General features: G+C 46.9%; 22 protein-coding genes. 15 read left to right on the forward strand and 7 right to left on the reverse strand.

The window, feature by feature from the left end; all coding sequences use genetic code 11:
- Positions 1-384 precede the first annotated feature (384 nt).
- The 3 genes from EOPP23_RS04320 (at position 385) to EOPP23_RS04330 (ending at position 7,538) form a co-directional block, all read left to right on the forward strand.
- Positions 385-3,207: an ExeM/NucH family extracellular endonuclease gene (locus EOPP23_RS04320; protein WP_153764731.1), complete on the forward strand. Its 2,823-nt coding sequence runs from the start codon at positions 385-387 to the stop codon at positions 3,205-3,207.
- Between the two features lie 352 nt (positions 3,208-3,559).
- Positions 3,560-6,664, forward strand: a complete 3,105-nt coding sequence (locus EOPP23_RS04325; protein ID WP_153764732.1) for an ExeM/NucH family extracellular endonuclease — start codon at positions 3,560-3,562, stop codon at positions 6,662-6,664.
- A 193-nt stretch (positions 6,665-6,857) separates the two neighbouring features.
- Positions 6,858-7,538, forward strand: coding sequence for a helix-turn-helix transcriptional regulator (locus EOPP23_RS04330; RefSeq protein ID WP_153764733.1), 681 nt, complete (start codon positions 6,858-6,860; stop codon positions 7,536-7,538).
- A 121-nt stretch (positions 7,539-7,659) separates the two neighbouring features.
- On the opposite strand, the gene EOPP23_RS04335 is transcribed toward EOPP23_RS04330, so the two are convergent.
- Together EOPP23_RS04335 and EOPP23_RS04340 are read right to left on the reverse strand one after the other, a co-directional pair.
- Complete coding sequence (locus EOPP23_RS04335; protein ID WP_153764734.1) at positions 7,660-8,751, reverse strand: hypothetical protein; 1,092 nt, start codon at positions 8,749-8,751, stop codon at positions 7,660-7,662.
- Positions 8,752-8,783: 32 nt separating this feature from the next.
- Positions 8,784-10,601 carry a thrombospondin type 3 repeat-containing protein gene (locus EOPP23_RS04340; protein WP_153764735.1) on the reverse strand — a complete coding sequence of 606 codons (1,818 nt, stop codon included), beginning with the start codon at positions 10,599-10,601 and terminating at the stop codon, positions 8,784-8,786.
- A gap of 392 nt (positions 10,602-10,993) precedes the next feature.
- On the opposite strand from EOPP23_RS04340, the gene gspC reads away from it, so the two are divergent.
- The 12 genes from gspC to EOPP23_RS04400 all read left to right on the forward strand — a co-directional run bounded on the left by gspC (position 10,994) and on the right by EOPP23_RS04400 (position 22,267).
- Positions 10,994-11,875: a type II secretion system protein GspC gene (gene gspC / locus EOPP23_RS04345; RefSeq protein ID WP_153764736.1), complete on the forward strand. Its 882-nt coding sequence runs from the start codon at positions 10,994-10,996 to the stop codon at positions 11,873-11,875.
- Positions 11,872-13,881 carry a type II secretion system secretin GspD gene (gene gspD, locus EOPP23_RS04350; protein ID WP_153764737.1) on the forward strand — a complete coding sequence of 670 codons (2,010 nt, stop codon included), beginning with the start codon at positions 11,872-11,874 and terminating at the stop codon, positions 13,879-13,881. Before gspC ends, gspD begins: the two co-directional genes overlap by 4 nt.
- Positions 13,881-15,362: a type II secretion system ATPase GspE gene (gene gspE, locus EOPP23_RS04355; RefSeq protein ID WP_153764738.1), complete on the forward strand. Its 1,482-nt coding sequence runs from the start codon at positions 13,881-13,883 to the stop codon at positions 15,360-15,362. The genes gspD and gspE overlap by 1 nt, the downstream gene beginning before the upstream one ends.
- A gap of 3 nt (positions 15,363-15,365) precedes the next feature.
- Complete coding sequence (gspF, locus tag EOPP23_RS04360; RefSeq protein WP_153764739.1) at positions 15,366-16,583, forward strand: type II secretion system inner membrane protein GspF; 1,218 nt, start codon at positions 15,366-15,368, stop codon at positions 16,581-16,583.
- A 195-nt stretch (positions 16,584-16,778) separates the two neighbouring features.
- A complete protein-coding gene (gene gspG, locus EOPP23_RS04365) occupies positions 16,779-17,219 on the forward strand; it encodes a type II secretion system major pseudopilin GspG (RefSeq protein WP_153764740.1) in 441 nt (146 codons plus the stop codon).
- A 5-nt stretch (positions 17,220-17,224) separates the two neighbouring features.
- Positions 17,225-17,782 (forward strand): type II secretion system minor pseudopilin GspH, encoded by a 558-nt coding sequence (gspH, locus tag EOPP23_RS04370; protein WP_153764741.1) that lies wholly within the window; start codon positions 17,225-17,227, stop codon positions 17,780-17,782.
- Complete coding sequence (gspI, locus tag EOPP23_RS04375; RefSeq protein ID WP_153764742.1) at positions 17,775-18,161, forward strand: type II secretion system minor pseudopilin GspI; 387 nt, start codon at positions 17,775-17,777, stop codon at positions 18,159-18,161. Before gspH ends, gspI begins: the two co-directional genes overlap by 8 nt.
- Positions 18,158-18,823 (forward strand): type II secretion system minor pseudopilin GspJ, encoded by a 666-nt coding sequence (gene gspJ, locus EOPP23_RS04380; RefSeq protein WP_153764743.1) that lies wholly within the window; start codon positions 18,158-18,160, stop codon positions 18,821-18,823. Before gspI ends, gspJ begins: the two co-directional genes overlap by 4 nt.
- Positions 18,813-19,820, forward strand: coding sequence for a type II secretion system minor pseudopilin GspK (gspK, locus tag EOPP23_RS04385; protein WP_153764744.1), 1,008 nt, complete (start codon positions 18,813-18,815; stop codon positions 19,818-19,820). Before gspJ ends, gspK begins: the two co-directional genes overlap by 11 nt.
- Complete coding sequence (gspL, locus tag EOPP23_RS04390) at positions 19,817-20,986, forward strand: type II secretion system protein GspL (protein WP_153764745.1); 1,170 nt, start codon at positions 19,817-19,819, stop codon at positions 20,984-20,986. Before gspK ends, gspL begins: the two co-directional genes overlap by 4 nt.
- Positions 20,983-21,498: a type II secretion system protein GspM gene (gspM, locus tag EOPP23_RS04395; RefSeq protein ID WP_153764746.1), complete on the forward strand. Its 516-nt coding sequence runs from the start codon at positions 20,983-20,985 to the stop codon at positions 21,496-21,498. The genes gspL and gspM overlap by 4 nt, the downstream gene beginning before the upstream one ends.
- A 1-nt stretch (position 21,499) precedes the next feature.
- Positions 21,500-22,267, forward strand: a complete 768-nt coding sequence (locus tag EOPP23_RS04400) for a type II secretion system protein N (protein ID WP_153764747.1) — start codon at positions 21,500-21,502, stop codon at positions 22,265-22,267.
- Between the two features lie 48 nt (positions 22,268-22,315).
- Here the strand turns inward: EOPP23_RS04400 and EOPP23_RS04405 are convergent, their stop codons facing one another.
- From EOPP23_RS04405 to EOPP23_RS04425, 5 genes are all read right to left on the reverse strand, one after another.
- Positions 22,316-22,867: a DUF3299 domain-containing protein gene (locus tag EOPP23_RS04405; RefSeq protein ID WP_153764748.1), complete on the reverse strand. Its 552-nt coding sequence runs from the start codon at positions 22,865-22,867 to the stop codon at positions 22,316-22,318.
- Positions 22,868-22,870: 3 nt separating this feature from the next.
- The gene (locus tag EOPP23_RS04410; protein ID WP_153764749.1) at positions 22,871-24,136 is read right to left on the reverse strand and encodes an FtsX-like permease family protein; all 1,266 of its coding nucleotides are present in this window, start codon (positions 24,134-24,136) and stop codon (positions 22,871-22,873) included.
- The gene (locus tag EOPP23_RS04415; RefSeq protein WP_153764750.1) at positions 24,133-24,858 is read right to left on the reverse strand and encodes an ABC transporter ATP-binding protein; all 726 of its coding nucleotides are present in this window, start codon (positions 24,856-24,858) and stop codon (positions 24,133-24,135) included. Before EOPP23_RS04415 ends, EOPP23_RS04410 begins: the two co-directional genes overlap by 4 nt.
- 1 nt (position 24,859) lies before the next feature.
- The gene (locus tag EOPP23_RS04420; protein WP_153764751.1) at positions 24,860-25,552 is read right to left on the reverse strand and encodes a DUF2796 domain-containing protein; all 693 of its coding nucleotides are present in this window, start codon (positions 25,550-25,552) and stop codon (positions 24,860-24,862) included.
- 85 nt (positions 25,553-25,637) lie between these two features.
- On the reverse strand, positions 25,638-26,006 hold the full coding sequence (locus tag EOPP23_RS04425; RefSeq protein WP_153764752.1) for a hypothetical protein: 369 nt from the start codon (positions 26,004-26,006) through the stop codon (positions 25,638-25,640).
- Between the last annotated feature and the right edge of the window lie 176 nt (positions 26,007-26,182).

Genomic DNA, 26,182 nt, shown 5'->3' on the forward strand with positions numbered 1-26,182 from the left:
TTCATTGATTGAATTAGTCGAACGCCTTAACTTGATTGGTGAATTTGTTAATTCACTCCGTATTAAGTCTGATGAAGTTTCAATGTTAAGTTTTTTCTCAAATTAATTCATCGAATCACAGTGATTTAATATTTACTGACACAAGACAACTTCTGTACAATTAATAACACGTATTATCGATAGTACATCACAGTCTCCCTATTGGTATTAATCGGTCAATATCGTCGATTTTGTTTCAGGTCATAGGATGGCCGCGTCGTTTAAATGGAAATTGCAGAATAGCAACAGCCGCTAAATGTTAATTACCGGTTATCGGCCTCTCTTTGCTCGAATTTTGCCTTTCAGTGGGATGTTAAGTTTTTAATCACTGAGCTGAGTTTTCTCGTGTCTAAAAAAACTATGAAACAAAATCTGGCGCTGACTGCGCTGGCTTCTGCTGTTATGGCAGCTTCTTCTGTTGCGCCTGCTGATTTGATTATTAGTGAGTATGTTGAAGGTACGGGCTATAATAAGGCGATTGAATTATTTAATACTGGCGATGTAGCTGTAGATTTAGCACGCTACAAACTGGTGATGTTCGATGAAGGTAATAAGTCAAAGGTTAATGAAGTTTCTTTGACTGGTAGCCTTGAGCCTAATCAGATCTACCTTATTGCTAAGAGCAACAAAAATAATAAAACACCACTCAAATTAAAAACTGATGGTGGTAAAGCTGACTCTGTAAGTTCTAGTAAGTTTTTTAATTTTAATGGTGACGACCCTGTAGAGTTGCAGCTGCAAGATGGTACAACTGTTGATGCAGTAGCTGCTAAGAAAGATACCTCTCTATCACGAAAAGTTGGTGTAGCTACGCCATCGGAAGCATTTGATGCTGATCAATGGAGTGAGGTTAAAATAACAAAAGACTACACTTACAACCAGTTGGGGTTTAGGCCTGGTGAGCAAGGTGCTGAACCAACTCCACCAACTCCACCAACGGCCTGGGACAGTTCTAGCGCCACCATTACCCCAATCAACGAAATTCAAGGTGATAGCTTCCGTAGCCCGGAGGTTCCTGATGGTAAATACGAATCTGAAGATGAGTATGCTGTTCAGGGTATCGTAACAAAGAAAGTGTCTACTCTTTACAAAGGGTTTTTCCTACAGGAAGAGACAGGGGATGGTAATGATAAAACCTCTGAAGGTATTTTTATCTATACTGGCGGGGCTGCACTGGCAGGCTTGGATGAAGGTGATCGGGTAGTCGTTAAGGGCAAAGTTAAAGAAAACTATGGCCAGACCCAAATCAATATTGGTAAAACTGACAAGGGTGCGCTCAAGTTCGACGTAAAAGCAAAAGCTGCCACTCCGGAAATCACCCCTGTAGAGCTCATTTTCGGTAGTTCGGAAACCTTGAAAAGCCAGCTGGAAAAATACGAAGGTATGCTGGTAAGTACTACGGATTCCAACCTTGTTGTAACGAGAAACTTTGGTTTTGATTTCGACGGTTTCCGCAATAACATGGTGTTGTCTCTAGAGAAGCCGCTCTACAAACCAACTCAAAAGCATGCTGCACTGAGTGATGAAGCTAAAGCATTGGCAGCTAAAAACACCAGTAATCAGCTATACGTTGAAACGGATGAGAAGCCAGCAAACGGTGTTATTCCCTACTTTACAGAATTTGATGCTGACAACGATTATATTCTGATCGGGGATAAGGTGGATAAGCTCGAGGGTGTGCTGGGATACAGTCATGACCAATTCCGTCTGGTTGCAAAAACAGGTGAAAACCTCGAAGCAGGAAACTTTGTTCACAAATTCTCAAAACGGACTTTGGAACCTAAAGCTAAAAAAGGGGAAAATCTTCGTATTGCCAGTTTCAACGTTCTTAATTACTTCAATAAGAGTGTTGGTGGCGACGATAATCCGTCAAGTGGCAATCAAAATCGCGGAGCCTCGTCAGAGACTGATTTTGCTAAACAGAGAACTAAAATCATCAATGCTATGGTGGCCATGGACGCTGATGTTATCGGTTTGATGGAAATTGAAAACAATGGTTTTGGTGAAAAATCTGCTATTCAGGATCTCCTGAACGGTTTGAATGCAGAGATGGCGCAAGGGAATGAGTACGCATTTGTTAAGTCTCCAGATGGTGGTGTGGTTGGTTCTGACGCTATCGCAGTTGGCATGATTTATCGACCCGGCAAGGTTGCGCTAAAAGGAGCGTCTGAAGTAATTGTAATGCCGTCTCAGTCATTCACTTATCAAGGCAAGCTAAAAGGTGAAACGACTGAAAAGACGCAGAACAAATATCAGAGAAACTCTCTTCTTCAAACGTTTGTGGTAAAGGTTGATGGTAAAGAGCAACCTTACGAATTTACCGCTGTTGTGAACCATTTCAAATCCAAAGGTTCTGAATGTCATAACGATTATGCAGAGTACAAAGGCTTTGGTAATGCTGCAGATGGTATTCCGATAAAGCTGAGTAAAGGGTCTTATAAAATTGATAAAACTAATAGAAATGAGAAAGCTACAAGAATTGATCAATACCAAGAAGATCTTCAGGGTAGCTGTAACGAGTTCCGTGTTTCGGCTGCAGAAACTCTAGGCAAGTACCTGAAAGCAAATAATGATGGTGAGAATGTCCTTATATTGGGCGATCTGAATGCCTATGGGAAAGAAGATCCGGTTAGACTACTGACTGATTACCAGTGGAAAGATGGTGATAGAAAACTAACCACAGCACCTTATACCAAGATTGGAACAGCTGATCTGGATGGTGAAAGTGGTCGTGCACTCACACAAGGCTTTGGTTATGTTAATCTGGCGGATCATGTAGCTGAACGTGAGAATGAAACAGATGTCTTCTCTTACAGTTATGGTGGTGAGTTAGGTAGCCTTGATCATGTTCTAGCCTCTCAGAAAATGATTGACGAGAATGTTATTGCAGATGTAACGGACTGGCATATCAACTCTGTTGAAAACAGCTTGTTTGAATACTCTCGCGAGTATTCTGGCAGCATTGAGAAGTCTGATAATGTCTACAGTTCTTCTGATCATGATCCGGTTCTGATTGATCTGAATCTTGGTGGAGAGGTTGTAAGACCGGAACCTGCAGAACCTTCTTCAGGAAGTGCCAACAGCTCCGGTGGCGGTAGCTTCGGTTTCCCAATGCTGGGTCTTGGTCTTCTGTCTCTGTTCGGTCTGCGTCGTAAGCGCAAGGTGTGAATATTTAGTCAATAATTAGCTTAAATATATTAATGGCGGCTCAATTGAGTCGCCATTTTTTTAAATTTATAATTCAAATTAGGCGAGTGTCTTATTAAATAGTTGTTATGGGTTTGTTATCTTCCGATGCACTCTGTTGCTTTGTTTGTGAAATAGAACACACTTTTACCACCTTATTACAAGTATGATCGCTCGTCTGGACTACTTGTGCTGCTGTACTGTTTTTACTTCATCAGCCTCTCACGGAACGAATCTTCAAAAAAACGTCACTGACTGTTCATATATTAATTTTAAAATCTGATCAGTTTTCAAAAGTGCATTTTATTATTTAAATTCTCAACCGGGGGTTCCAATGACTGGTCAAAACCTGAAGCTCAGCTTGATGGCATCGGCTGTTCTGGCAGCATCGTCAACGGCGTCTGCTGATTTAATTATCAGTGAGTACGTTGAAGGCAGTAGTTATGAAAAAGCCATTGAGCTTTATAATTCTGGCGACGTTTCAATTAATCTGGCTGATTATCAGTTGGTTAAATTCACCAACGGCAGTGAAACCAGTAAAAGTACTTTGCAGTTAACCGGTTCCCTTCCAGCCGGAGCCACTTATGTTATTGCCCATAATAGAGCCAGTGTCGAGCTGCAAGATAAGGCGCAACTGGTTAATGGCTCTGTCATCAATTTTAATGGTGATGATCCGGTTGCCTTGCAAAATAAAGCCGGTGATACCCTGGATTTGATGGGGCAGTTTGGCAAGGTTAAATTTGGTAAAGACAAGACCTTAGCCCGTAAGGCTGGCAGTACGCCTTCTGCAGAATACGATGCCGCTCAATGGGATCAACTGGCTAAAAATGCTATTGAAGGCTTGGGCAAGGCTCCGGGTGGAGTCGTTGTACCACCTACGCCTGTTTGGGAGTGTCAGGGTGAGTTGACTGAAGTCTTTGATATTCAGGGCTCCGGCGACAGCAGCCCTCTGGTTCCGGAAGGTTCATTTGCCGGTGGCCAGGTAACCGTTCAAGGTATCGTGACCAAGCGAGTAGAATCCCTTTATAAAGGCTTCTTCCTGCAAGCAGAGCAGGGCGACGGTGATGAAGCAACTTCCGACGGTATCTTTGTCTTTACCGGTGATGCTCCGGCGGCTTCTATAAAAGAAGGCAGCCGTATATGTATGCAGGGACAGGTTCGCGAATACTTTGGTCAGACACAGCTCTCACTAACGGAAGCTAACTTCCAGATTCTGGAAGAAAATGCTGCAGATATAGAAGCAGTACATATGGAATTTGACCCGTCTACTGCGCTGGAGAGCCAGTTGGAGCAGTACGAAGGTATGCTGGTCAGCACGACGGGTTCTGATCTTGTCGTCACCCGTAACTTTGGCTTTGACTTCGACAGCTTCCGGAACAATATGGTGTTGTCACTGTCCACTCCGCTTTATAAACCAACCCAGAAATTTGCAGCTCTCAGTCCTGAAGCTAAACAACTGGCCGCTGAAAACGATAAAGGGCAGCTGTTTGTAGAAACCGATGCCAAGCCAGGCGATGGTGAGGTTCCATACTTTGATGAATTCAATGCTGAAACCGGCTATATCCGGGTAGGCGATAACGTTGAAAACCTTGAAGGTGTTCTGGCTTACAGCTTTGGCGAGTACCGACTGATTCCTGAAACCGCTGAGCAGCTTGATGCAGCAGACTTTGTTCATGATTTTTCAGATCGTGAAGATCAGCCGGATTTGTCGGCCGACCACGATTTGAAAGTTGCCAGCTTTAACGTATTGAATTATTTCAACTCCGGTGTCGGTGGTGACTCTAACCCTCTGGGTCAGAACCGTGGTGCAGGCAGTAACCAGGCTGACTTTGAAAAGCAGCGCACCAAGATTGTCAGCGCAATGATCAGCATTGATGCCGATATTCTTGGTTTGATGGAAATCGAGAATAACGGTTTTGGTGAAAAATCAGCCATTCAGGATCTGGTCACTCACCTGAACGCCGAGCTTTCGGAAGAAGACCAGTATCGTTTTGTTCGTACTGCTGATAATAGTGTGATTGGTACCGATGCCATCGCTGTGGGCATTCTTTACCGTCCCGCTAAAGTATCTCTGGCAAAAGGGTCCGAACTGATCGAAATGCCAATCCAGAGAGCAGAGTATCAAGCGCTTGAAAGTGGTAATGAAGTAACTAAAAGTCTGTTCAAAGGGCAGCGAAATACCCTGGTTCAGGAGTTCACAGTCAAGCTGGATGATGGTCAGACTCGACCGTTGACCGTTGCTGTTAACCACTTCAAATCCAAGGGTTCTCAGTGCTTCAACGACTATGCCGAGTACGAATGGCCTGTTCCTTTGAGAGGCAGTCGTGTTGATGAGCGAAATGCCGGGCGTGTTGCTGACTTTGAAGAAGATTTGCAGGGCAGCTGTAATGAGTTCCGCCTGTCTGCGGCAAAAGTGCTTGGCGACTATATGCGTGAAAATAAGGCTGGCGATGTTTTGTTGCTGGGTGATTACAACGCTTATGGTAAAGAAGACCCTGTACGTCTGCTGACAGACTACGATGGTACTGGCCGCCAACTGAAGACGGCGCCGTATACCTTGATTGGCGACGAACCTCTGACAGGCGTTGAGGGTGAAGTTCTGACCGATGGTTATGACTACGTTAACCTTGCTGAGCTGGTGCACGGTACGGATGCCTTCTCTTACACCTTCTCTGGCGAGCTGGGCAGTCTGGATCACGCTATAGGTTCCGGCTCCATCACAGCCAAGCTGGCGGAAGTGACTGACTGGCACATCAACTCTCTGGAAAATAACCTGTTTGAGTACAGTGGCAGATTCTCCGGCAGTCTGGAAAAGTCGGATAACAGCTTCAGTTCTTCTGATCATGATCCGGTTATTCTGACGCTGGACTACAGCCTGTCAAAAGCTCAGCGTGTTGAGCTGGACGATATGGACGACGCCAGGGTTATTCTGGAAATGACAGACTATCGCAGTGACAGCTTTGCTCGCTTCGGTATTGCCAGGCCTGAGCTGGCTCGTGCAGATATTGGTCAGGCCGGTTTCCTGAGCGCAGAAGAAGATAAGCGTTATCTGGCGGCCTACGAAACGCTTGAGTCATCAGCTTCTGTTGAGTTGAACTCCGTTTCTACCGCTTGGGCACTGGTTCTTGAGCGCAGTTTTGCAAAGACTGACCTGCTTGAAATGAGCAGCGAAGAGCTACGCCGTGCCAAGCTGGATGTTTCCCGTAGTGATGTGACCCGTACAGCCATCGCGCTGGAGCTGGCAGAAGAGTTGAGTCTGGATGACCAGTGGCTGGCAGCCGCTATCCTGGACAACCCAAGAGCGTCTCATCAGAAAGTGTTGATTAATATTCTGGGTATGGACTTTGATCGTCGTGCACTGCGTAAGCAGGTCAATAATATAAAGTCTGAAATGCAGCCTGCTGTTCAGCATGAGCGTTGGGATATTATTAATGGCTAAATCAAAATAAGGCTTATGTCTTTATTTTTTGTTAGTGCTTAGTGACTGTAAGTATTTATCGAAAGTGAATGCTTACGTCACTATTATCTGTCTGCAGTTTTCTGATTTCTTAGAGAACTGTAGACAGTTTAAGTCATTGAAATTATTGTTTTTTAATGTAGTCTGCCTGCCAGTCCTGTTTTAAGGAGTGAACATGGATTGGGTAAATCTTAATGATAAAATCAACCAGCTTGTCCAAGCGAAAAAAATAGAAGAAATTCGAGCCAGCCTTGATTCCTTATTAGCGCTAACAGAATCAGAAAGTTGTTTGTATCTACTGACTGACAAGAATTCCAAAAAGTTTAAATCTTATTACGCCGCACCAGGTTCAAATAGTTCTCAGTACTTTGTAGAAAATCAGATGAATCATCAGCGGGTCACCATGCTGGTTAATAACCCTGTAGATTCAACCTCGCAGAGTATTTATGCTGCTATTGTCTCGATACTTGAGTCATATCATCGATACAGTCTGCAGATTCCAGTTGGAGAGCGCTACCTGTTGCAGATAATTAGCTTTAGAAAGGAAGCTGCTTTTTCACAAGAACAAGTCCAGCACCTTAATATTATTGCTACAGCATTGCTGCCGTGGGGGAATTATATGGTGGAGCAATGTGAAAAACGACAGAGGGCAGCGGTTGAATTTTCAGTAGAGCCTCTTACAAAAGCTGAATCAGATGTTTTAGACTTGTTGGCAAAAGGTATGGATGGGAGTGAGGTTGCTGAGGCTCGGGGAGTCAGTAAGGAGACTGTTCGGTCGCAGATTAAGTGTTTGCTGCAGAAGACTGGAGCCAGACATCAGAATGAGTTGTTGAGACGTTATTATATACAGCTTTAACAGCAGGCAGAGCTCTTTATAATTACTTTTACTTATCTAAAGTGAAATAGCCTGCGGGCAGGCCATTTCACTTATACACGAAGCAGACTAATTCTTAAGCAAAAACTCGTTGAGTAGGAGCTTAAATGCTGTCTTGATCCAGCCAGAGTTCCTGGTATTGACCATTGTCTGTACGCTGAATTCTTACGGGGCTGCGTTCAGCGTTAATAATACCACCTTCATAATCGCCATCAAGCTCACCGCTGCAACTTCTGGCGAACCATGCAGGGGGATTATTGCCATTCCAGTTCATCTGGCCGGTCAGTTTGATTCCACCTTCGATAGCCATAGAGCTGGATCCACATTCAAAGCTCTTTGCGGTTACAGCGGTTTCATCATCATTGACGACCTCAATGGATGAGCCGTTTTCCACTTCAAGCGCACTTTCGGTAGTCAATTTGTCTGCAACCAGAGAGCTGCTTGTTTCCAGGTCTATTTCGCCTTTCGCTTCAATTGCGCCAGCAGTCATAGAAGAGTTGTTGAATACGGATAAATCGCGCTCAATTTTCAGGGGCGTGTGCTCACTGATAAGAGAAGAATTATCTACAAGCTCAATCTTTTCTGCAGGATTAGCTAAACCTGACTTCAATACAATTGAAGTATTAGCTCTAGCCAAAAGAGAAAGATTGTTCAGGTCGCCGCTCTCAAACGATAAAGTGGATGATTCCACAATGACGTTAGGCAGGATGTCGGGGTCATCGTCATGGTCAGTTGTAGATTTGGGTTCAGGTAATGTTACATTTTTAAATTCAACGGATGCTTCGCGAGCAATTCGTACACTTCCACTTTGGATTGTGACACCTTGCAAAGTGATGTTGCTTTGGTTCAGGATGGCAAAGCTTGCAGGAGCATTCTGCTCAATAAAAACGGTACCTCCGTTGATCGTTACATCGTCTTTGAAAATCTGAACGGGCCCTGCACATTCTCCAATTACATTAACTGTCAGATCACCAGCAAACTTGGCATTGAGCATATACTCTCTCAGCGCCTGTGGAGTACTGGTGCAATCAATGCTTTCAGAGGAAGCGCCGATTTTATCTTCTAGGTACTTGAAATTTGCGTTTACAGATTCAGCAGTAGCAGGCTGATCTTTCTGAAACACATTCAGCTGATCAATTGCCAGAGCACTTCCAGAAGCCACAGAAATCATGGCAGCCAACAGAGTTGTTTTCATTTTATTCATCATCATTTTCCTTAATCTTAAAATTACTGCCAGCTAGAGCCGTCATTCCAATCGAACTGATCCCAGACAGCCCCATCTTTACTTGGGTCTGGAGTTGTATCGCAGGCATCACCAAGACCGTCATTGTCGGCGTCAGCTTGATCCGGGTTTGCTGTACCAGAGCAGTTATCGGATTTATTGCCTATGCCGTCTTCATCGGTATCGTGCTGCTCGTCCGCATCATTCGGGAACTTGTCGGCATTGTCGCCTACACCATCGCCGTCAGAATCAGCCGACTCATCTTTGTCGGTTGGGAAGGCGTCTTCCTTGTCAGAGACTCCGTCACCATCTGTATCACTTTTTAGAGGGTCCGTGCCGCTAACCAGTTCCTCTTCATCACTGATGCCATCGTTGTCATCATCAGTATCTTCATTGTTACCGATATTATCTCCGTCGGTATCTAAAGATTCTTCAGGATCCAGAGGGAAGGCGTCGTCATCATCAGTAACATTATCACCGTCATCGTCGGTGTCTTTGTTATTACCGATGCCATCACCATCGGTATCAACAGATTCAGTTGGGTCCAGAGGGAAAGCGTCGTCACCATCAGCAATATTATCACCGTCATCATCGATGTCTGTGTTGTTGCCAATACCATCTTTATCTGTATCAACAGACTCAGCGGGGTTTAGAGGGAAGGCGTCATCTTCATCAGTAACACCATCACCGTCGTCATCGGTGTCTTTATTGTTACCAATACCATCTTCGTCAGTATCTACGGTTTCAGATGGGTCAAGAGGGAGTGCATCATCCTCGTCGAGGACTTTGTCACCATCATCGTCGTCATCGATATTGTTATCAATACCATCGCCGTCAGTATCAAGTGCTCGGTTTGCGTCCTTGGGGAACGAGTCATCCTCGTCCCTTGCACCATCGTTGTCGTCATCCGTATCGGCATTGTCACCGATGCCGTCGCCATCAAAGTCAGCCCATTCCGAAGCATCTTCTTTAAAGGCATCTGCATTGTCGCCTACGCCATCACCATCGGTGTCAGTGTCTTCGCTGGCGTCTTTTGGAAAAGCATCATTGCTATTGTTGACGCCGTCACCATCCCAGTCATTATCACCAATGCTTGGTTTCAGGGTTGGAATACCATCATCATCTTTCTCAATTATGATGATTCCCCCTTCAGGGAGCCCGTCATAAACTTCTTTGAGTTTATCTACGATGCTGTCATCGATAGGGGAATCATCACTGAAATCACTGTATTCTTCAGGGATAGCATCGAGTTCAACCAGTAGTTCTGCTTTTTCGGCTGCTGCCTGATTACCTGCTTCAATAAAGTCGCCAAGAAGCTCCTCTTCAGGAATGCCAATTTCTTCGGAAACTTGCTCTTTGGCATCATCAAGGCTGATTTCTGCTTTACGCATCTTGATATCAACCATTGTCGACAATGGTGTTACTTCAGTCTGGCCTGCAGGTGCAGACATCACATAACCGGTAGTGACCTTTTTGCCTTCAGGGCTTTCAGCCGTGATGGTGGATTCATCTACGGTTTTATTAGGAATTGCCTGAACAACAACAGGATATTGACCAGGGTTGTCTATTCCAGTGACATTCAGCTCAGCTTTACCACCTTCTCCAGTTTCAGAAAATGGCTCACCTTCGTCGTGGCGGTAGTTATTGTCGATATCCAGCCAAACTTTGGCGTTACGCAAATAACCGTCGATTGCTGTTACTGACAGAGTAGTGTCTTGAGGGTCTGGAGTTGGTGATGAGCTATCACCTCCTCCTCCACCGCCACCACAGCCTGTCAGCGTAACAAGCATTACGGCACTTGCCAGTGCATTCCGTACGTGCATGTTTGATTCCTTGTACGCTGGTCGATTTTATTAAAAATTCGGGCTGGCAGATTTTGACTTTCGGAGGGAAAAACTCATCACCCATCTGGGGGAAAGGGGTTGAGAAGTGTTCTTTTTTTTTCTTTAAGCTTCAGGAATTTAAGCGTGTGGTATATCGTTGCGAGTATATTGATCAGAATCAGTTTGAGTTGTGTTTTTTTGGTAAAGATTCGGTAATTCTGTATATTTCCTGTTCAAATTGAATGCTCTACTTTTCACTCGGTTTATGACAGGGTGACTTCTTTTAGTAACGCAATTTTAATATCCTAGAGGAGCGAATGCGCGAAAAGTATTCGATGTGAGAGATTGGATGGATAAAAAAAGTAACCTGTTACAGGGAAGCGAACAATAATATGGCTGTATCGCACTCTGAGTTTTTGGGTAAAACAGTATCGGTGATTCAGAGTCAGCAACGAAAGCTGACTTTTTTGCTTGAAGCTTTTCTTGTTATTGCCCTGATGTATCTTTTGTCCGGAGTGATCTGGCAATTTCTGAATAAGTCAGATGAGTCACTTGTTCAGTCTCCACAAGTATTATCGACAGCAGTGGCGTCTGGGCAGAATCAAACGCTGTATCGAGAGTTATCAGACTTCCACTTCTTTGGTAAGACAGTTACCAACAAGCCTGAGCCGGTTGTTGTAGAAAAAGATATTCGTGAAATCCCCCGTTCAACATTGCCACTGAAGCTGGCGGGTCTACTGGCTCATCCAAATCCTGAGCGTGCACTGGCTATTATTGAAAGCCGTGGCAAGCAAGGGAGTTATCGCCTGGGAGAAACCATTGAATCCCATCGAGCCGAAATAACTGCAATAAAGCCAGACAGGGTCATTGTTACTGTTAACGGAAAAGAGCAAGCTTTGATGCTTTATCCCGAGCAGAAAACGTCGACAGTTTTCCAGCCAAAAGCAGTCGCAGAAACACCGGCCACTAATAAGAGACTCAAAACGCTGGTTGAGAAAGCCAGACAGTCCGGCAATATCACCGATTTGATCAGCATCTCCCCGGTCAGAAAAGAAGGGGAACTGATTGGCTACCGATTGAATCCGAGTAAATACCCTGAACTCTTTAAACAGGCTGGATTACAGCGAGGTGATGTTGCCGTTTCTGCCAACGGTAAAGACCTGACCGATCCGCTGGAATCTCTCGAATTATTAAATAATCTTGCAACACTTCAACGGGTCGACCTGACGGTTGAGCGTGAGGGCATGCTTTATCAGGTTGAACTGTCACTATGAAAAAAGTAATCGGACTCAGTCATTGTCTTAAAGCGGTTTGTCTCTCGGCATCCCTGCTGATGGCGCAGCCAGTATTTTCTACGGATTTTGCCGCCAGTTTTAATAATGCCGATATTCGTGAGTTTATTAATACGGTCAGTTCCGGACTCGGAAAAACCATTATTATCGACCCTGCCGTTAAAGGTAAGGTAACGGTCCGCTCTTACGAGCAGTTGAATGAAGAGCAGTATTACCAGCTGTTTCTCGGCGTGCTTGAAGTGAACGGCTTTGCGGTGCTTGAGCAGAAGAACAATATTCTCAAGGTTGTCCGTAACAAAGACAGTAAAACCTCAGCATCTCCGCTGAATAATGGTTCCGGCAGTGCTGACGACCGAATCGTTACCTGGGTTATGCCTATTGATAACGTACCGGTTCGAGATCTGTCACCGATTCTGCGTCAGCTGAATGCTTCCTATGGCAATGTGGTTAACTTCAATCCGGCAAACACTCTGATTGTTACCGGTCGTGCCGTTAACGTAGAGCGACTGGTTTCCATTGTTGAAGAAATTGATAAAGCGGGTGTTAAATCCGTAGAGGTGGTTTCCCTGAAGCATACTTCTGCGCAGGAAATGGCGCGTATTCTGACCAGTGTTTATCTGGGTAAAACAGATACGCTGACCTCAGTTGTTGCTAATGATCAAGGTTCTCAGATTATCATTTCCGGCAACAGCTCCAAGATCAAGCGGATGAAAAAGCTGGCACTGCAACTGGATTCCGAGAGAGCTACTGGTGCTGGAAACAGTCGTGTGTTCTATCTGAAATACGCCAGAGCCAAGGAAATTAAACCGGTTCTGGACGGTATTGCTGCTTCATTCTCGGGCGCTGCTGCTGGTAAGAAAACACCCGGAAGTAAAGTCAGTATTGAAGTTCATGAGCAAAATAATGCTCTGGTCATTTCCGCCCAGCCTGAATTAATGAATGAACTGGAAGCCCTGATTGGTAACCTCGATATCCGTCGTGCCCAGGTGATGGTGGAAGCCATTATTGCCGAGGTGGGTGAAGGTGACGGTGTAAATCTGTCTTTGCAACTGGCCAGTACACAGGGTTCTATTGTTCAGTTCCAGGATGGTTCTAATGTTCCTATAGGGCAAATTATTGCTGGTGTAGCTGATGCTCAGGGTGAAAAGGGCACAACGGTAATAGATGACGGGAAAACGACAATAAATCCGGATAAACCCGGTGATTACAGTACATTGGCAAATGCTTTAGGGAGACTCTCAGGTTCTGCTTTTGCTATTTCTTCTGGTAACTGGGGCGCACTGTTGCAAGCGGCCAGTACTTCTTCAAAAACCAATGTGCTCTCAACACCGAGCCTAATGACACTGGATAACGAGGCTGCTTCTTTTATTGTCGGTGACGAAGTACCGACTCTGACCGGCTCTACCTCCAGCAGCAATAACGACAATCCTTACCAGACCATCGAACGCAAGCAGGTCGGTGTCAAACTGGTGGTGACTCCACAGATCAACGAAGGCGATGCGGTACGTCTGGATATTGAACAGGAAGTGTCGAAAGTAAATGGTCGTACGCCTGTTGACGTAACCTTCTCAACCCGTCAGGTGAAAACCTCAGTTATGGTTCGCAGCGGTGATACGGTGGTTATTGGCGGCTTGATGGATGACGACGTTCAAGAGAGTGTTTCCAAGGTGCCTCTATTGGGTGATATCCCGATTCTGGGCCACCTGTTTCGTTCGACCAATAGCAAAAAAGTTAAGCGTAACCTGATGGTCTTTATCCGTCCGACCATTATTCGTAATGATGACCGCCTGAAGACTGTCAGTGCCAGCAAGTACAGCCTGATTCGAGCTGAACAGTTGTTGCAGGATGAACGCGGTATCAGCCTGATGCCCGATCAAAATGTACCGGTACTGCCTGAATTGAGTGATGCTGATCGTTTCCTGAAAGAAGTTCAGGGCAGCATTCAGAAGTCAGATGACAGCCGCAAGCAACAAGCGGGTGATAGCTGATGGAAGCCACAGCAGTCAGTCGCATTCAGCTGCCGTTCAGCTACGCCAACCGTTTTCGTGTCTTTGTTGAGTACGACAGTGATCAGCCGGTTGTTTGTTATGAAAAGACTCTGTCGCCAGCTTGTCTGATCGAGATTCGTCGTATTCTGGCTCAGCCCTTTACTGCGCGAAAACTGTCCGAAGAAGAGTTTTCTGTTCGGTTGGCAGCGATCTATCAGCAGGATTCTTCAGAAGCGCGTCAGCTGATGAATGATATTGGCAGTGATGCTCAGCTGCAGGCACTGGCTGATGAATTGCCAGACAGTGAAGACCTGCTGGAAGCTGATGATGGCGCGCCAATTATTCGCATGATCAACGCCATGCTCAGCGAATCCATTCGTGACGGCGCGTCGGACATCCATATTGAAACCTTTGAAAACCAGCTGGTTATTCGTTTCCGTATTGACGGCGTGTTACGGGAAATTCTGCGACCACAGCGAAAACTGGCGGCATTGCTGGTATCCCGTATCAAGGTCATGGCCAAACTGGATATTGCCGAGAAGCGTGTGCCACAGGATGGTCGAATCTCTTTACGACTGGGTGGTAAAGCGGTCGATGTTCGTGTGTCGACACTGCCAACCCGACACGGTGAACGTATCGTAATGCGTTTGCTGGATCGCAGCAGTGTGAAATTTGATCTCAGTCGTCTGGGTATGTCTCCCCGAATCTGTGACGGGCTTCGTCAACAGTTGCATAAACCCCATGGTATCCTGCTGGTCACCGGTCCAACAGGTTCCGGTAAAAGTACGACCCTTTATTCTGGTATCAGTGAAATCAACACCCCCGGTCGCAATATTATGACCGTGGAAGACCCTGTGGAGTATGACCTCGAAGGCATCGGTCAGACTCAGGTTAATCCGAAAGTGGATATGACCTTTGCCCGTGGCCTGCGTGCCATTCTGCGTCAGGACCCTGATGTGGTGATGATTGGTGAGATTCGGGATCTGGAAACGGCCGAGATTGCCGTTCAGTCTTCCCTCACAGGTCACCTTGTATTAAGTACATTGCACACAAACACTGCAGCGGGTGCTATTACACGACTCAGGGATATGGGTATTGAACCTTTCCTGCTGTCGTCCAGCCTGCTGGGTGTGCTGGCACAGCGTCTGGTGAGAACGCTCTGCAGCGATTGCCGCACTCCGATTCAGCCTTCCGAAGCAGAGAAGAAACTGCTGGGGCTGGAAGAGGATGATCACCGTCCGGTCTGGCGGGCAAAAGGCTGCAGTGAATGTCGCAATACCGGCTATCGTGGTCGTACAGGGATATACGAACTGTTCCTTGTTACTGATGTGATGAGGGACCTGATTCATGACGGTGCTGGCGAAGCGACAATGGAGCAGGTAGCAAGACAACAATGGCCATCCATTCAGCAGGATGGTTTTGACAAAGTCTTATCTGGCCAGACCACGCTGTCGGAAGTGCTAAGGGTAACGAGGGAGTAACCCATGACACTCTATACCTACACAGCACTGGATAAAAAAGGCAAAACCAAAAAGGGCACTCAGGAAGCAGACTCTCCTCGTCTGCTTCGTCAGACGTTGCGCTCTGAAGGTTTGGCTCCGGTTGACGTAGAGCCAGCTCGGGTTAAGCAGGAATCTGCGACCACCAGGCGCTCACTGTTTACCCGTAAAGCCAGTGTCTCTGAAATCGCAATGATTACCCGGCAGCTGGCCACTCTGGTTGCTGCTGCGATTCCTATTGAAGAGTGCCTGCAGGCATTGAGTCAGCAGGTCAGTAAGCCACACCTGCAGGCAATGATTAAAGGCATAAGAGCTCGAGTTCTGGAAGGTCATACTTTGTCGGATGCTTTGGCCAGCTACCCGTCGTCGTTTGATCAGTTATATTGCGCCATGGTCGCAGCCGGTGAAAAGTCCGGTCACCTTGAAGTGATTCTGGAGCGATTGGCTGATTACAGCGAACAGCGTCAGCAGATTCGCAGCAAAATGACTCAGGCCATGATCTATCCGATAGTTTTGACTGTAGTCGCTATTGGTGTGGTAGGCGCTCTGCTGACCACTGTTGTGCCGACGGTAATCGATCAGTTTAAATTTGCCGGTCAGAAGCTGCCTCCTATGACTCAGGCGCTGATTGCTGCCAGTGAGTTTGTCAGCAGTTATGGACTCTGGCTGGTGGCAGGGATAATGCTGGCGCTGGTGGTGCGACAGAGATTGTTGAAGAAAGAAAGCCGCCGTTTATTGAACGATAAATTCAACCTGAAGTTACCTGTCTTTGGCGCGGTATTTTCTGGTGTTGAAACAGCGCGTTTTGCCCGTACACTCAGTATTTTGACCAGTAGTACGGTGCCTCTGGTAGAAGCCATGAGCATTTCTTCCGGTGTGCTGGGTAACCGTTATATACGACAAAAAATGCTTGCGGCATCGGATCGGGTAAGGGAAGGCGGCGCTCTCTGGACCGCACTGGAAAACAGTGGTCTCTTTCCACCGATGATGCTGCATATTATTGCCAGTGGTGAGCGTTCTGGTGAGCTGCCAAACATGCTGGAACGTGCGGCAAATGCTCAGGACCGTTTGTTTGAAGATCAGGTGAATATTGCTCTGGGTATCTTTGGGCCGGTAATGATCGTATTAATGGCAGGAATGGTGTTATTTATCGTTATGGCCATTCTGACACCGATGATGGACCTTAACAGTCTGGTGGGATAAGTGTGTAGACACACGTAATAGAATATTAAATGGCTATATCCCCGGGTACTGGGTAATAGTCCCGAAACGACGTCCTGGTTTGTTTCTCCCTTTGCGTAGCAAAGGGAGGCAGCAACATTAGAAACAGGAATTTATTTCAGTATTGTTTCTTGGAAACAGACCTGACTGGTTAGAATTTTAAGTGTGAAAATAATTATGAAACAGAATCGTTTATCTACTGCATCACCAAAAGCGAAGGGTTTCACCCTGCTGGAAATCATGGTGGTTATTGTCATTCTTGGGGTTCTGGCCAGTATTGTTGCGCCTAACGTTCTGGGTAACAAGGATAAAGCCGACAAGCAGAAAGCGGTCAGCGATATCGTTGCTCTGGAAAGTGCGCTGGATATGTACAAACTGGACAACAATTTTTATCCATCCAGTGAACAGGGTCTTGAGGCTCTGGTTAAACGTCCTTCCGGTTTCCCTGAACCAAAAGGCTGGCGTGACAATGGCTACATCCGTCGTCTTCCTACGGACCCGTGGGGTAACCAGTACTATATGCAGACGCCGGGTGAGTTCGGTCCGGTTGATATCTTCTCTGCAGGCAAAGATGGTCAGCCAGGTACGGATCAGGACATCGGTAACTGGGATATCTGATTACAGTGAGGCGCTTAAACAAGGGTTTTACACTGCTGGAAATCATGCTGGTACTGGTGCTGTTATCACTGGCCGCCAGCGTGATTATTCCACGGTTGCCTTCGGGTAGCAGTGGCAGTGATCTCTATCAGCAATCAGAGAAGTTTGCAGCCCTTGCAAGAGCCGCAAACCAACAGGCTCTGCTGGAAGGTAAAACTCTTGGACTAAAGCTAACGTCAGACAACGACTATGAGTTTATGCTGCTGGCTGATAAAGGCTGGGAGAAGCTGGGTAAGAATCGCCTGTTTCGTCCAGTCAGTCTGCCTAAAGATATTCAGTTGACTTATTCAGCCGGTGATTCGTTCTGGCGTGAAGCACTTGAGTATGAGCAAGACGACAGCAACTCGATCTATTTTCCTGATGATGAACAGGCCGCCAAACAGCCGGACATTATTTTCTGGAGCAGTGGTGAAATCTCACCCTCCAATGTCAGCTTTTGTCTGGGTAAGAGCGAGACGAACTGCCAGTGGGTCGTGCTGGAAGAAACCGGAGAAGTACTGGTGAAGGAGAACCTGAATGGCTAGAGGTGCTCTTTGCAGAGGCAGTCGTAAGGGCTTTACCCTGCTGGAAGTCATGGTTGCCATGGCGGTGCTGGCCATTGCCGGAATGTCGGTGATGGGCATGGTTCGGGAATCCATCAGTAACACCCAGTATCTGGCCGAAAAACGTCCTGCCTTCTGGGTCGCAGAAAATGCCATGACCGATATAGTGCTGAGTCAACGCTGGCCCGGACGGGAATGGCAGAAATCTTCTACTGTGCTGGCTGAAAGAGAGTGGTTTATTCGTAGCCGCAAGGTGAAGACGGGTTCTGATGACCTGATTATGCTGGAAGTAGAAGTTCGACAGAAAAAAGACAGTGAAAGTGCATTAGCGTCGCTGCAAACCTACGTACTCGACTCATGAGTGTGTCTGGACGAATGGCGGTTAAACGAGCGAAGCCGTTCAGTGATGGTTTCACGTTATTGGAAATGCTGCTGGCTCTGGTAATTTTTACTTTGGTCAGTCTTTCCTCCTGGCAAGTGCTTAATACCGTAACCAGCGCTCGAGATGTTCAGGCCGACAAACTCAAGCGGCTTGAAGCTCTGGACTATACCTTTCTTATTTTGAAGCAGGATATTCGTCAGATTGTTGAACGTGGTGTTCGTATTGATGGCAAGGTATCCCAACGAGCGATTTTCTCCGGTGAGATTCTTGATTCAGAAGATCAGGGATTAACTTTCGTTAGAGCAGGCTGGCAGAATGCCCAGTCACGACTGCCAAGGTCAACACTTCAGCGCGTTTATTACCGTTTAAATGAAGGTAAATTACAGCGAGGCTATGATCGTGTACTCGACCAGTCTCTCGAAGCTGATCCGGTTTATCGAAATCTATTGACGGGTGTGAATGAGCTGAAGTTCCGCTTTTATTACAAGGAAGGAAGAGGGCGCTCTGGCTCCTGGCAGGACATCATGAAAGAACAGGGTTGGCCATCGGCTATTGCAGTGAACATGGTGCTGGATAAAGAAGGCGAGATCGAACGACGGTTTATGATACCCGGATCATTCGAGGTGCAGCATGGTAGCTAGCGCTCACATTCGCTCTAACCTTAAACAAGCGAAACCCTTGTATAAAGAACAGGGTGTTGCTCTGCTAACAGTCATGCTGACACTGACGCTGGCCATTCTACTGGCGTCCGGTGTCGTTGAAGCCATGAAACGGCAGACACAGTTAAGCAGTGGTTTGCAAAACCGCGAGCAGGGCTGGTGGTACGCCCGCTCGGCAGAAGCTTTGGCGATTAAGGCGCTAAAACAGGACTTTAAAGACGACAAAGAGGTTGTTCATCTGGGTCAGTACTGGGCAACGTCACGACAGACTTTCCCTATGGAAAAAGGTTCTATTACCGGCCGTGTCTTTGACCGACAGGCGTGCTTTAACCTCAATGGCCTGATCATTGCGGAAGGCAAAAAGCCTGATGAGCAGGTGCCAGTGAAAATGCTTAAGGCATTGCTGGAAAACCATGAGGTCGAAGACCTTAATATTGCTCTGGCAACTGTCGATTGGGTCAATGCCAAAACAGAGCCTCTCAGTTCTACCGGAGCAGACGATGATGATTACTTGTCATTGCCTGTGGCCTATCTGGCAGGCAATACTTTTATGAGAGACAAGAGTGAGTGGCGTGCGGTTATGGGTGTAACGCCAGCGACTGTAGAGAAAGTACAGCCTGACTTGTGTGCTTTGCCAGCCAGCACCCTTAAGTTGAATGTTAATACCATTGATGCAGAAGCACCTGAGCTGATGGCTGCTGTACTGCTGAACCGTATTTCTGTTGATCAGGCGAAAGACCTTTTGAAAGATCGACCAAGGGACGGTTGGCGAACTATCGATGAATTTTTTGCTGAAGGTTTACTGAGCAATATTCAGAAGAAAGACCTTCAGCTATTTTTTGTTGTGAAAAGTGATTATTTTGAAGTGGATGCCCAGGCACAGATTGATGAAACCCGGGTCAGAATGCAAAGCCTCCTGGTAAGGGGCAAGGGGAACGCCTTGACGGTTGTTCGACGCCGAACAGGAGAATTACTATGAGCCAACAGGCAGAAAATACCTTGCTGATCAGATTGCCGGAAAGTAGTAGCAGTCCGGTGTTCTGGTATCAGTCAGAAGTAGAACAGGGACAGCTGGCTGTTTCCGAGCTGGCTCAGCTTGCAGAAAAGTCTGAAGCCAGTCGTGTGCTGGTTATTGTACCGGGTGAGCTGGTCAGTCTTACGACCATTGAAGTCAGTGGTTCTCTAACACCAGCGGTTATTCGTTCATTGCCTTACAGGCTGGAAGAGGATCTTGGCAGTGATGTTGAGAATGTGCATCTTGCCATTCTGGATAAAGACGAAGATCAACTGCATCTGGCGATTGTAGAAAATAGCTGGATGGAGTTATGGAAATCCTGGTTGCAGGAAGCTGGTATTAAATCCAGGCGATGGTTGCCGGAAACTCTGGTGCTTCCGTGGCATGCCGGCCATATTGTGACGATGGCCAGAGACAGTCAAAGTCATGTGATTCGCTCTGGCCAGTGGCAGGGAGCGGTTTGCGATACGGGTTGGCTGCCGCTTTACCTTGAAAGTGTTCAGTCCGAACAATCGCTGACAGAAACTCAGCTGTCAGCACAAAACTTTTTCTCCGAAGTGGCAAAGCAGTCAGCAGAGCTGAAAGGAAATCTGCTTCAAGGCGACTGGCGTCCAGCCAGGGAGCAAAGCAGTCTGACTAAAGGCTGGCAGCAGCTTCGACTCAGTGCGGTTCTCATGACACTGATTGTTGTTGTCTGGTCTGGCAGTAAATTCTATAACAGCTGGGAGCAGGAGCAGCAGGTAAAGGCTTATCAGCAATCAGCTAATGAGCTTTTTGCAGATACCTTTCCTGGCAAGCGTGCTATTCGTCCGTTGTCGCAGATGAAATCTGCATTGAAATCCATGCAGGGCTTACAGAGTAACGAGACTGGTTTTCTGGAACAGCTGGACAAATTGGCGCCTGTCTTTAAACGACAATCTTCAGTTGTGCCGGTTTCTATCAGTTATCAGAAGAACTTGCAGCAGATAAGAATCACTGCTGAAGCAGGTAATATTGGTCAGTTTACAGACCTCCGTGATCGAATTGCCCAGTCTAGAGCTGTGCGTCTGGAGTCGCTGGAACAAAAAACAGAAAAAGGTAAGCAGGCGTCGGTAACCGGTGCCCTGATTATCAGTGGGGATCGCTCATGAAGAATCAGACGGCAGAGATCAGGCAACGTTGGAATGAATACTGGGATGGGTTAGCCACCCGTGAAAGAAGACTATTGCTACTGGCAGGTATAGCCATTGTTCTGTGGCTGGTCGCTTATGGTGTGGTTAAACCTTTGCAGGATGCTGAAGAACAAGCGGCCAATCGATTGAACTCCAGTCGTGCAACACTGGTTCAGATGCAGGAAATGGCGGCTGAAATTCAGGTATTGAGAGCATCTGGTGCGGGGTCAGTTCAGGCTGACTTTTCACAGCCGCTGGATGTTCAGGTTAACCGGTCGGCTCGTAAAGCGGGTATCAAAGTAACTGGCTTGAACCAGCAGCAGAGCAGCCTTCTGGTAAAGCTGGATGATGTCAGCTTTCAGAAGCTGATTGGATGGCTTCAGCAGTTGGAGCAGCAGGGTATTGTGATTGAAAATATTGAGATGAAGCGTGGTGAGGCTTCAGGGCTGGTGAGTGTTCAGTCTCTGAGAGTCAGCAGGCAGGAAGTGTAAGATGAAAAGAGTTCTGGGACTGTCTTTTCTGGCCCTGTTTTCCCTGACAGTGTTTATTGTGATTCAAACACCGGCAGTTGTCGTTTGGGAACAGGTGAAAGAGCATTTTCCAAATAAGGTGCGGACTGTTCAGTTACAAGGAATTGAGGGTACGCTCTGGCAAGGTTCGGCGCAGTCTGCTCTGATTAATGGTCGACAATTACCGTCTATAAGCTGGGATCTGGAAGGATTCTCCCCGCTTGAGCAGTCTGCTTCCTATGATTTGAAATTGGGTCATAGTCGCAGTTCTCTGTCTGCATCGGGTCTTGTTACCCTGAGTGCAGACGAAGTGGTTGTCGAAGATGGTAAAGGTCGAATAACGGGCGATGCTCTGCAAAAATTTTCCAGACAGAAGCTGGTTGATATTGATGGGCAACTGAAGCTGCAGATTGAAAACCTGACATTGGTTAATGGCCAGTGTCAGGAGCTGGAAGGTGCCGGTCAGTTGCGGGATGTTTCTGCCGAAGGTCGTTTTGGCAGTCTTGAACTGGGGCAGGGTAATCTTGACCTGGGCTGCGATAAAGGTCTGTTTCTAGCCAGAGTTGAGCAGCAGTCGGAGGATGTTAAATCCAGTCTGGTACTGAATATGCTCAAAGGTAATCGCTATCGAATCCGTGGTTCGGTGACACCGGGCGAAGAAATGGAACCTGATTTGAAGAAAGGTCTTTCCTTTCTGGGTAAGAAAAACAGCAGTGGCGGCTATCAAATAAATTATAAAGGCCGTATTTGAACATTAGAGCTTCGATGCTACGAATGCATCGAAGCTCTGTCCCCCCAGTTATTTATACTCTTCTATTTTATCCACAGTCATTGCATACAGCGTATCAGTGTATTTGGATTCACCCTTTTCCACTTTCAGAGTACCAGTCAGCCAGTAAGGTACGTAACCGGCGTCTGTTACTTTGATACCTTTCTTGAAGCGTACGAAGATCGTCTGATTTGGTGGCGGTGGTGGTACATGGACGCAGGACCCGGCAGACGGAACCAGCAGTAGTTCAGTAGCCTTCTGGTTCTTATCGAGATTCAGCGGTACCAGATAGCCGGGAATCTTGACGTATCGACTGTTCAGTTTCTGAACCGGAATCTGTCCCAGTTCTTCCATGTAATCCATCGCTTCTTCCTGAGACAGCTTACCGGCATTGAAGCGGTCTATCATGCTTTGCTCAGGTGGTGGCATCAGTGCTTCCCAGGTGATTTCGGAGATTTTCTGCTTTTTCTCCTTAACTACGGGCTCTTTTTTGACCTGATTACTATAAGCCTGAGAGGAAATCCCCAGAGACAGCAAAGCCGTTACCGCGAACAGCTTTATTGATAATCGATTTTTTATCATATTTTAAATCCTTATGGTCAGGCCATCGGCCAGAGAGTTCTTATAAGCACGCCATGCCGGAATAACTCCAAGCAGTAATGAGCAGCCAATCACACCTGAAGCCAGATAGAGCTCAAAAATACCGGGTGTCGAAATAGGCAGATAAAGACCGAGAGCGCTTTGTGCAATGGGTTGAATCAGCAAAAGAAGCCCGTAGAGCATTGCGAAGCCGAGCAGTGTGCCTGCAATGGCATAAATCAGGGACTCGATAATCATCAGTGAAAAAATATGTACCGGGCGTGCACCTACTGATCTGAGAATAGCCATCTCCCGTCGTCTTTCATTGAGAGATGAAAGAATGGTGGTCAGCATTCCTGTCAGGCCTGCCAATACCACCATAATGGAAATAACCAGTAAGGCTTTTTCAGCGCTACCAACCAGTTGCCAGAGTTCCTGTAATGCCACTCCGGGCAGAATGGCAGTAAGAGCTTCCTGTTTGAAATCATTCACCTTACGCTGGTAGCGGAAGGCAGCAATTCGGCTTTTTAATCCAACGTAGTAGGCGGTAATACTCTCAGGCTTTAACTGCATGGCTGCAGCCTTTTCTGCTGACACGGAAAAGGCTGCTATCGGTGGTGCGCCGTTTCGCCAGTCAATATGCAGGGCTTCTATACCTTCCAGAGAAACCAGAATAACCTTGTCCAGCGGTGTGCCTGTGGGCTCGAGAATGCCGGAGATTTGAAATGGTTTGTCATCATGGTCCTGTAAGCCGCTGCTCTCAACACCATGGCTGAGAATTACTTTCTGGCCAACGGTATAACCCAGTTGTTGTGCTACGGTTGAGCCGATTACAGCGTCGTACAGCTTTGAGAAAGCTGCACCATCTTTGAATGACAGTGATTGTTCATCACCGTAGCGAAACTCTTTGAACAGTGTCTGGTTACTGCCCATAACACGGAATTCCCGGTGAGAATCGCCGAGAGCAATAGGAATAGTCCAGGCTACTGCGGGGTCGGAGGCAAGTTCCTGATACGTCTCCCAGGTAATGTTGTTGGTGGCATTGCCAATATGAAAGGAGGAGTAAAGGAGCAGGTTTAACGGGCTGCTTCTGGCGCCGACAATCAAATCAGTACCAGAGAGAGAACTGGTAAAGCTGTTCTTGGCTTCCACTCTTATCCGTTCAACACCCAGTAACAGGGCAACACTGACGGCAATAGAAAGAATGGTCAGAAGTGCTGAAATACGACGGTTCTTCAGGCTCTTTAGCGACAGACTCCAGATAGATGTCATACAGCCTCCCTGTTCTGTTGACTGGCTCTGTTGATTTCCGGCAACACAATAGTGCGGTCAAACAGAGGTTCCAGTGATGAATCATGGCTGACAAACATCAGCGTACTGCCGGATGATTCGCACTCACTGAACAGCAGCTTGATAAAGGCCTCGCGGGTATCAGTATCCAGAGCCGAGGTGGGTTCGTCGGCAATCAACAGTTCAGGGCTGCCAATCAGGGCTCTGGCTGCGGCTACCCGTTGTTGCTGGCCAATACTCAGTTCAGTAACCGGACGTGAGAGTAACTCCGGGTCGACTAGACCCAGAGTCTGGAGCAACCTTGCCGCTTCCTGTTCAGGCTTTCTTCCTGTTGCTGACACTCTGTCGTGTCTGCCTTTGGCAAACGAGAGTGGCAGAGTGATGTTTTCAGCGACAGAAAGGTAGGGAATCAGATTAAACATCTGAAAAATAAAGCCTGTATGTTCAGCCCGGTGCAGGTCGCGCTGTGCTGGAGGCAGCTGTGCAAGATTGGTGTTCAATACTTTTACACTGCCGGAATCAGGTGTAAGTACACCACCCAGCAAGCCGAGCAGTGTGGTTTTACCTGAACCTGAAGGTCCTCGAATGAATACCTTTTCGCCTTGAGTAATACTCAGGCTCTGGATATCCAGAATGGGTTTGTCTTCTGTCCAGCTGAACTGAACATTTTCCAGCTCAACGACAGGGTTGCTCCTGTGGCTCATTTTAGAACGTCACCTTATTGTGTTTGCGGGTCAGTTCCAGTGAGACTTGTCCGCGATCTGTGAACCCTTGTACAGCCAGTTCTTCACTGTTTTTGAAACGAGTGAACAGGGTGGTTTTCAGGCTGTTCACTGCTTGTGGTTTGTCACAGCGGTAGTGGTAGGTGGCAGAGATATCCAGATGTGCCGAGCCTTCTTCGCCATGATGTTCCTCATGCTCATCATCATGATTTTCACTATGGTGTTTATCATGCTCGTCCTTATGGTCTTCATCATGATGCTTATCGTGATCACCTGACTCATGCTTTTCGTGGTGATCGTCATGCTTTTCATGGTGCTTATCATGGTCATCGTGATGCTCGCCCTCTTCTTCATGCTCCTCACCCGAGAGAGCATTGGCGGCAATCAGCTGGCATTGGGCTGCTTCTGTAAACTGCCAGAGGGAGTCGGACTCCAGAGCTTTCAATGCTTCTTTCAATTGGGCTTTCTGCTGATCAGTAGTGATGCTTTCAAAGCCAAGAATGTCATTGGCCGGTACTTCCAGCTCAAGATGAATATCTCGGCCATCAATGGCGAAGTTCAGCTGACCTTCACCATGAATATGGGCGTCGGCGTGTCGTGTGCCTTCAGCAGAGGCTGCTGTTGAAATAGCGGTACAGAGCAGTACGGCACTGGCCGCTTTCAGTGGTGTAAACATGTTTCATATCCTGAGGTCGGTACAGCAATACGCCCTTTTTAATCGTCAAAGTTATTTAAAGGCGCTCTCAATTGTGTTGGCAGATTCAGGATATAGCGGGAGGGGCACGGGTCAGGCGTTTGGTAACAGGAAATGATTTGGGTAGAGAAATAACAGGTTCAGTAACAATTTCAGTATCAGTTACTGCAGGTAGAGACCATGTAATAAGGCTGGCAGGTGTCTGGGCAATCAGCTGGCAGCTGGCAGAGTGGTGTTGATCAGAATGCCAGTGGCCTACGTGTTCTTTATGGTTCAGACCTTTGAAAGAGAGTCCGAGTTCCGCCCGGAAATCAGTAAGGCTCTGGTGGTTATGGCTGACAGTAAAGGTAAGGGCCAGTAAATAGGCGACGATCAGCAGCCAGGCAACGCTTACGCTGCTCTGTTTTTTCCTGCTGCTGATCAGTGTATCGCTCATATAGCTCTGGCACTCAACCTGTCATAACTGTTTGTTGGCTATCTTCTTTATTTTTATAATCTTTTGCAATGTTATAACAGTATTTAACTGGTCAGAATGAGACCTTCTACGGTTTGATGCGGCTTATTGAGGTGGTGTGAAAGTACGATTACTAAGTAATCGACTTGTAGCCAGAA

The organism is Endozoicomonas sp. OPT23 (genome assembly GCF_009653635.1).
GTDB lineage: Bacteria > Pseudomonadota > Gammaproteobacteria > Pseudomonadales > Endozoicomonadaceae > Endozoicomonas_A.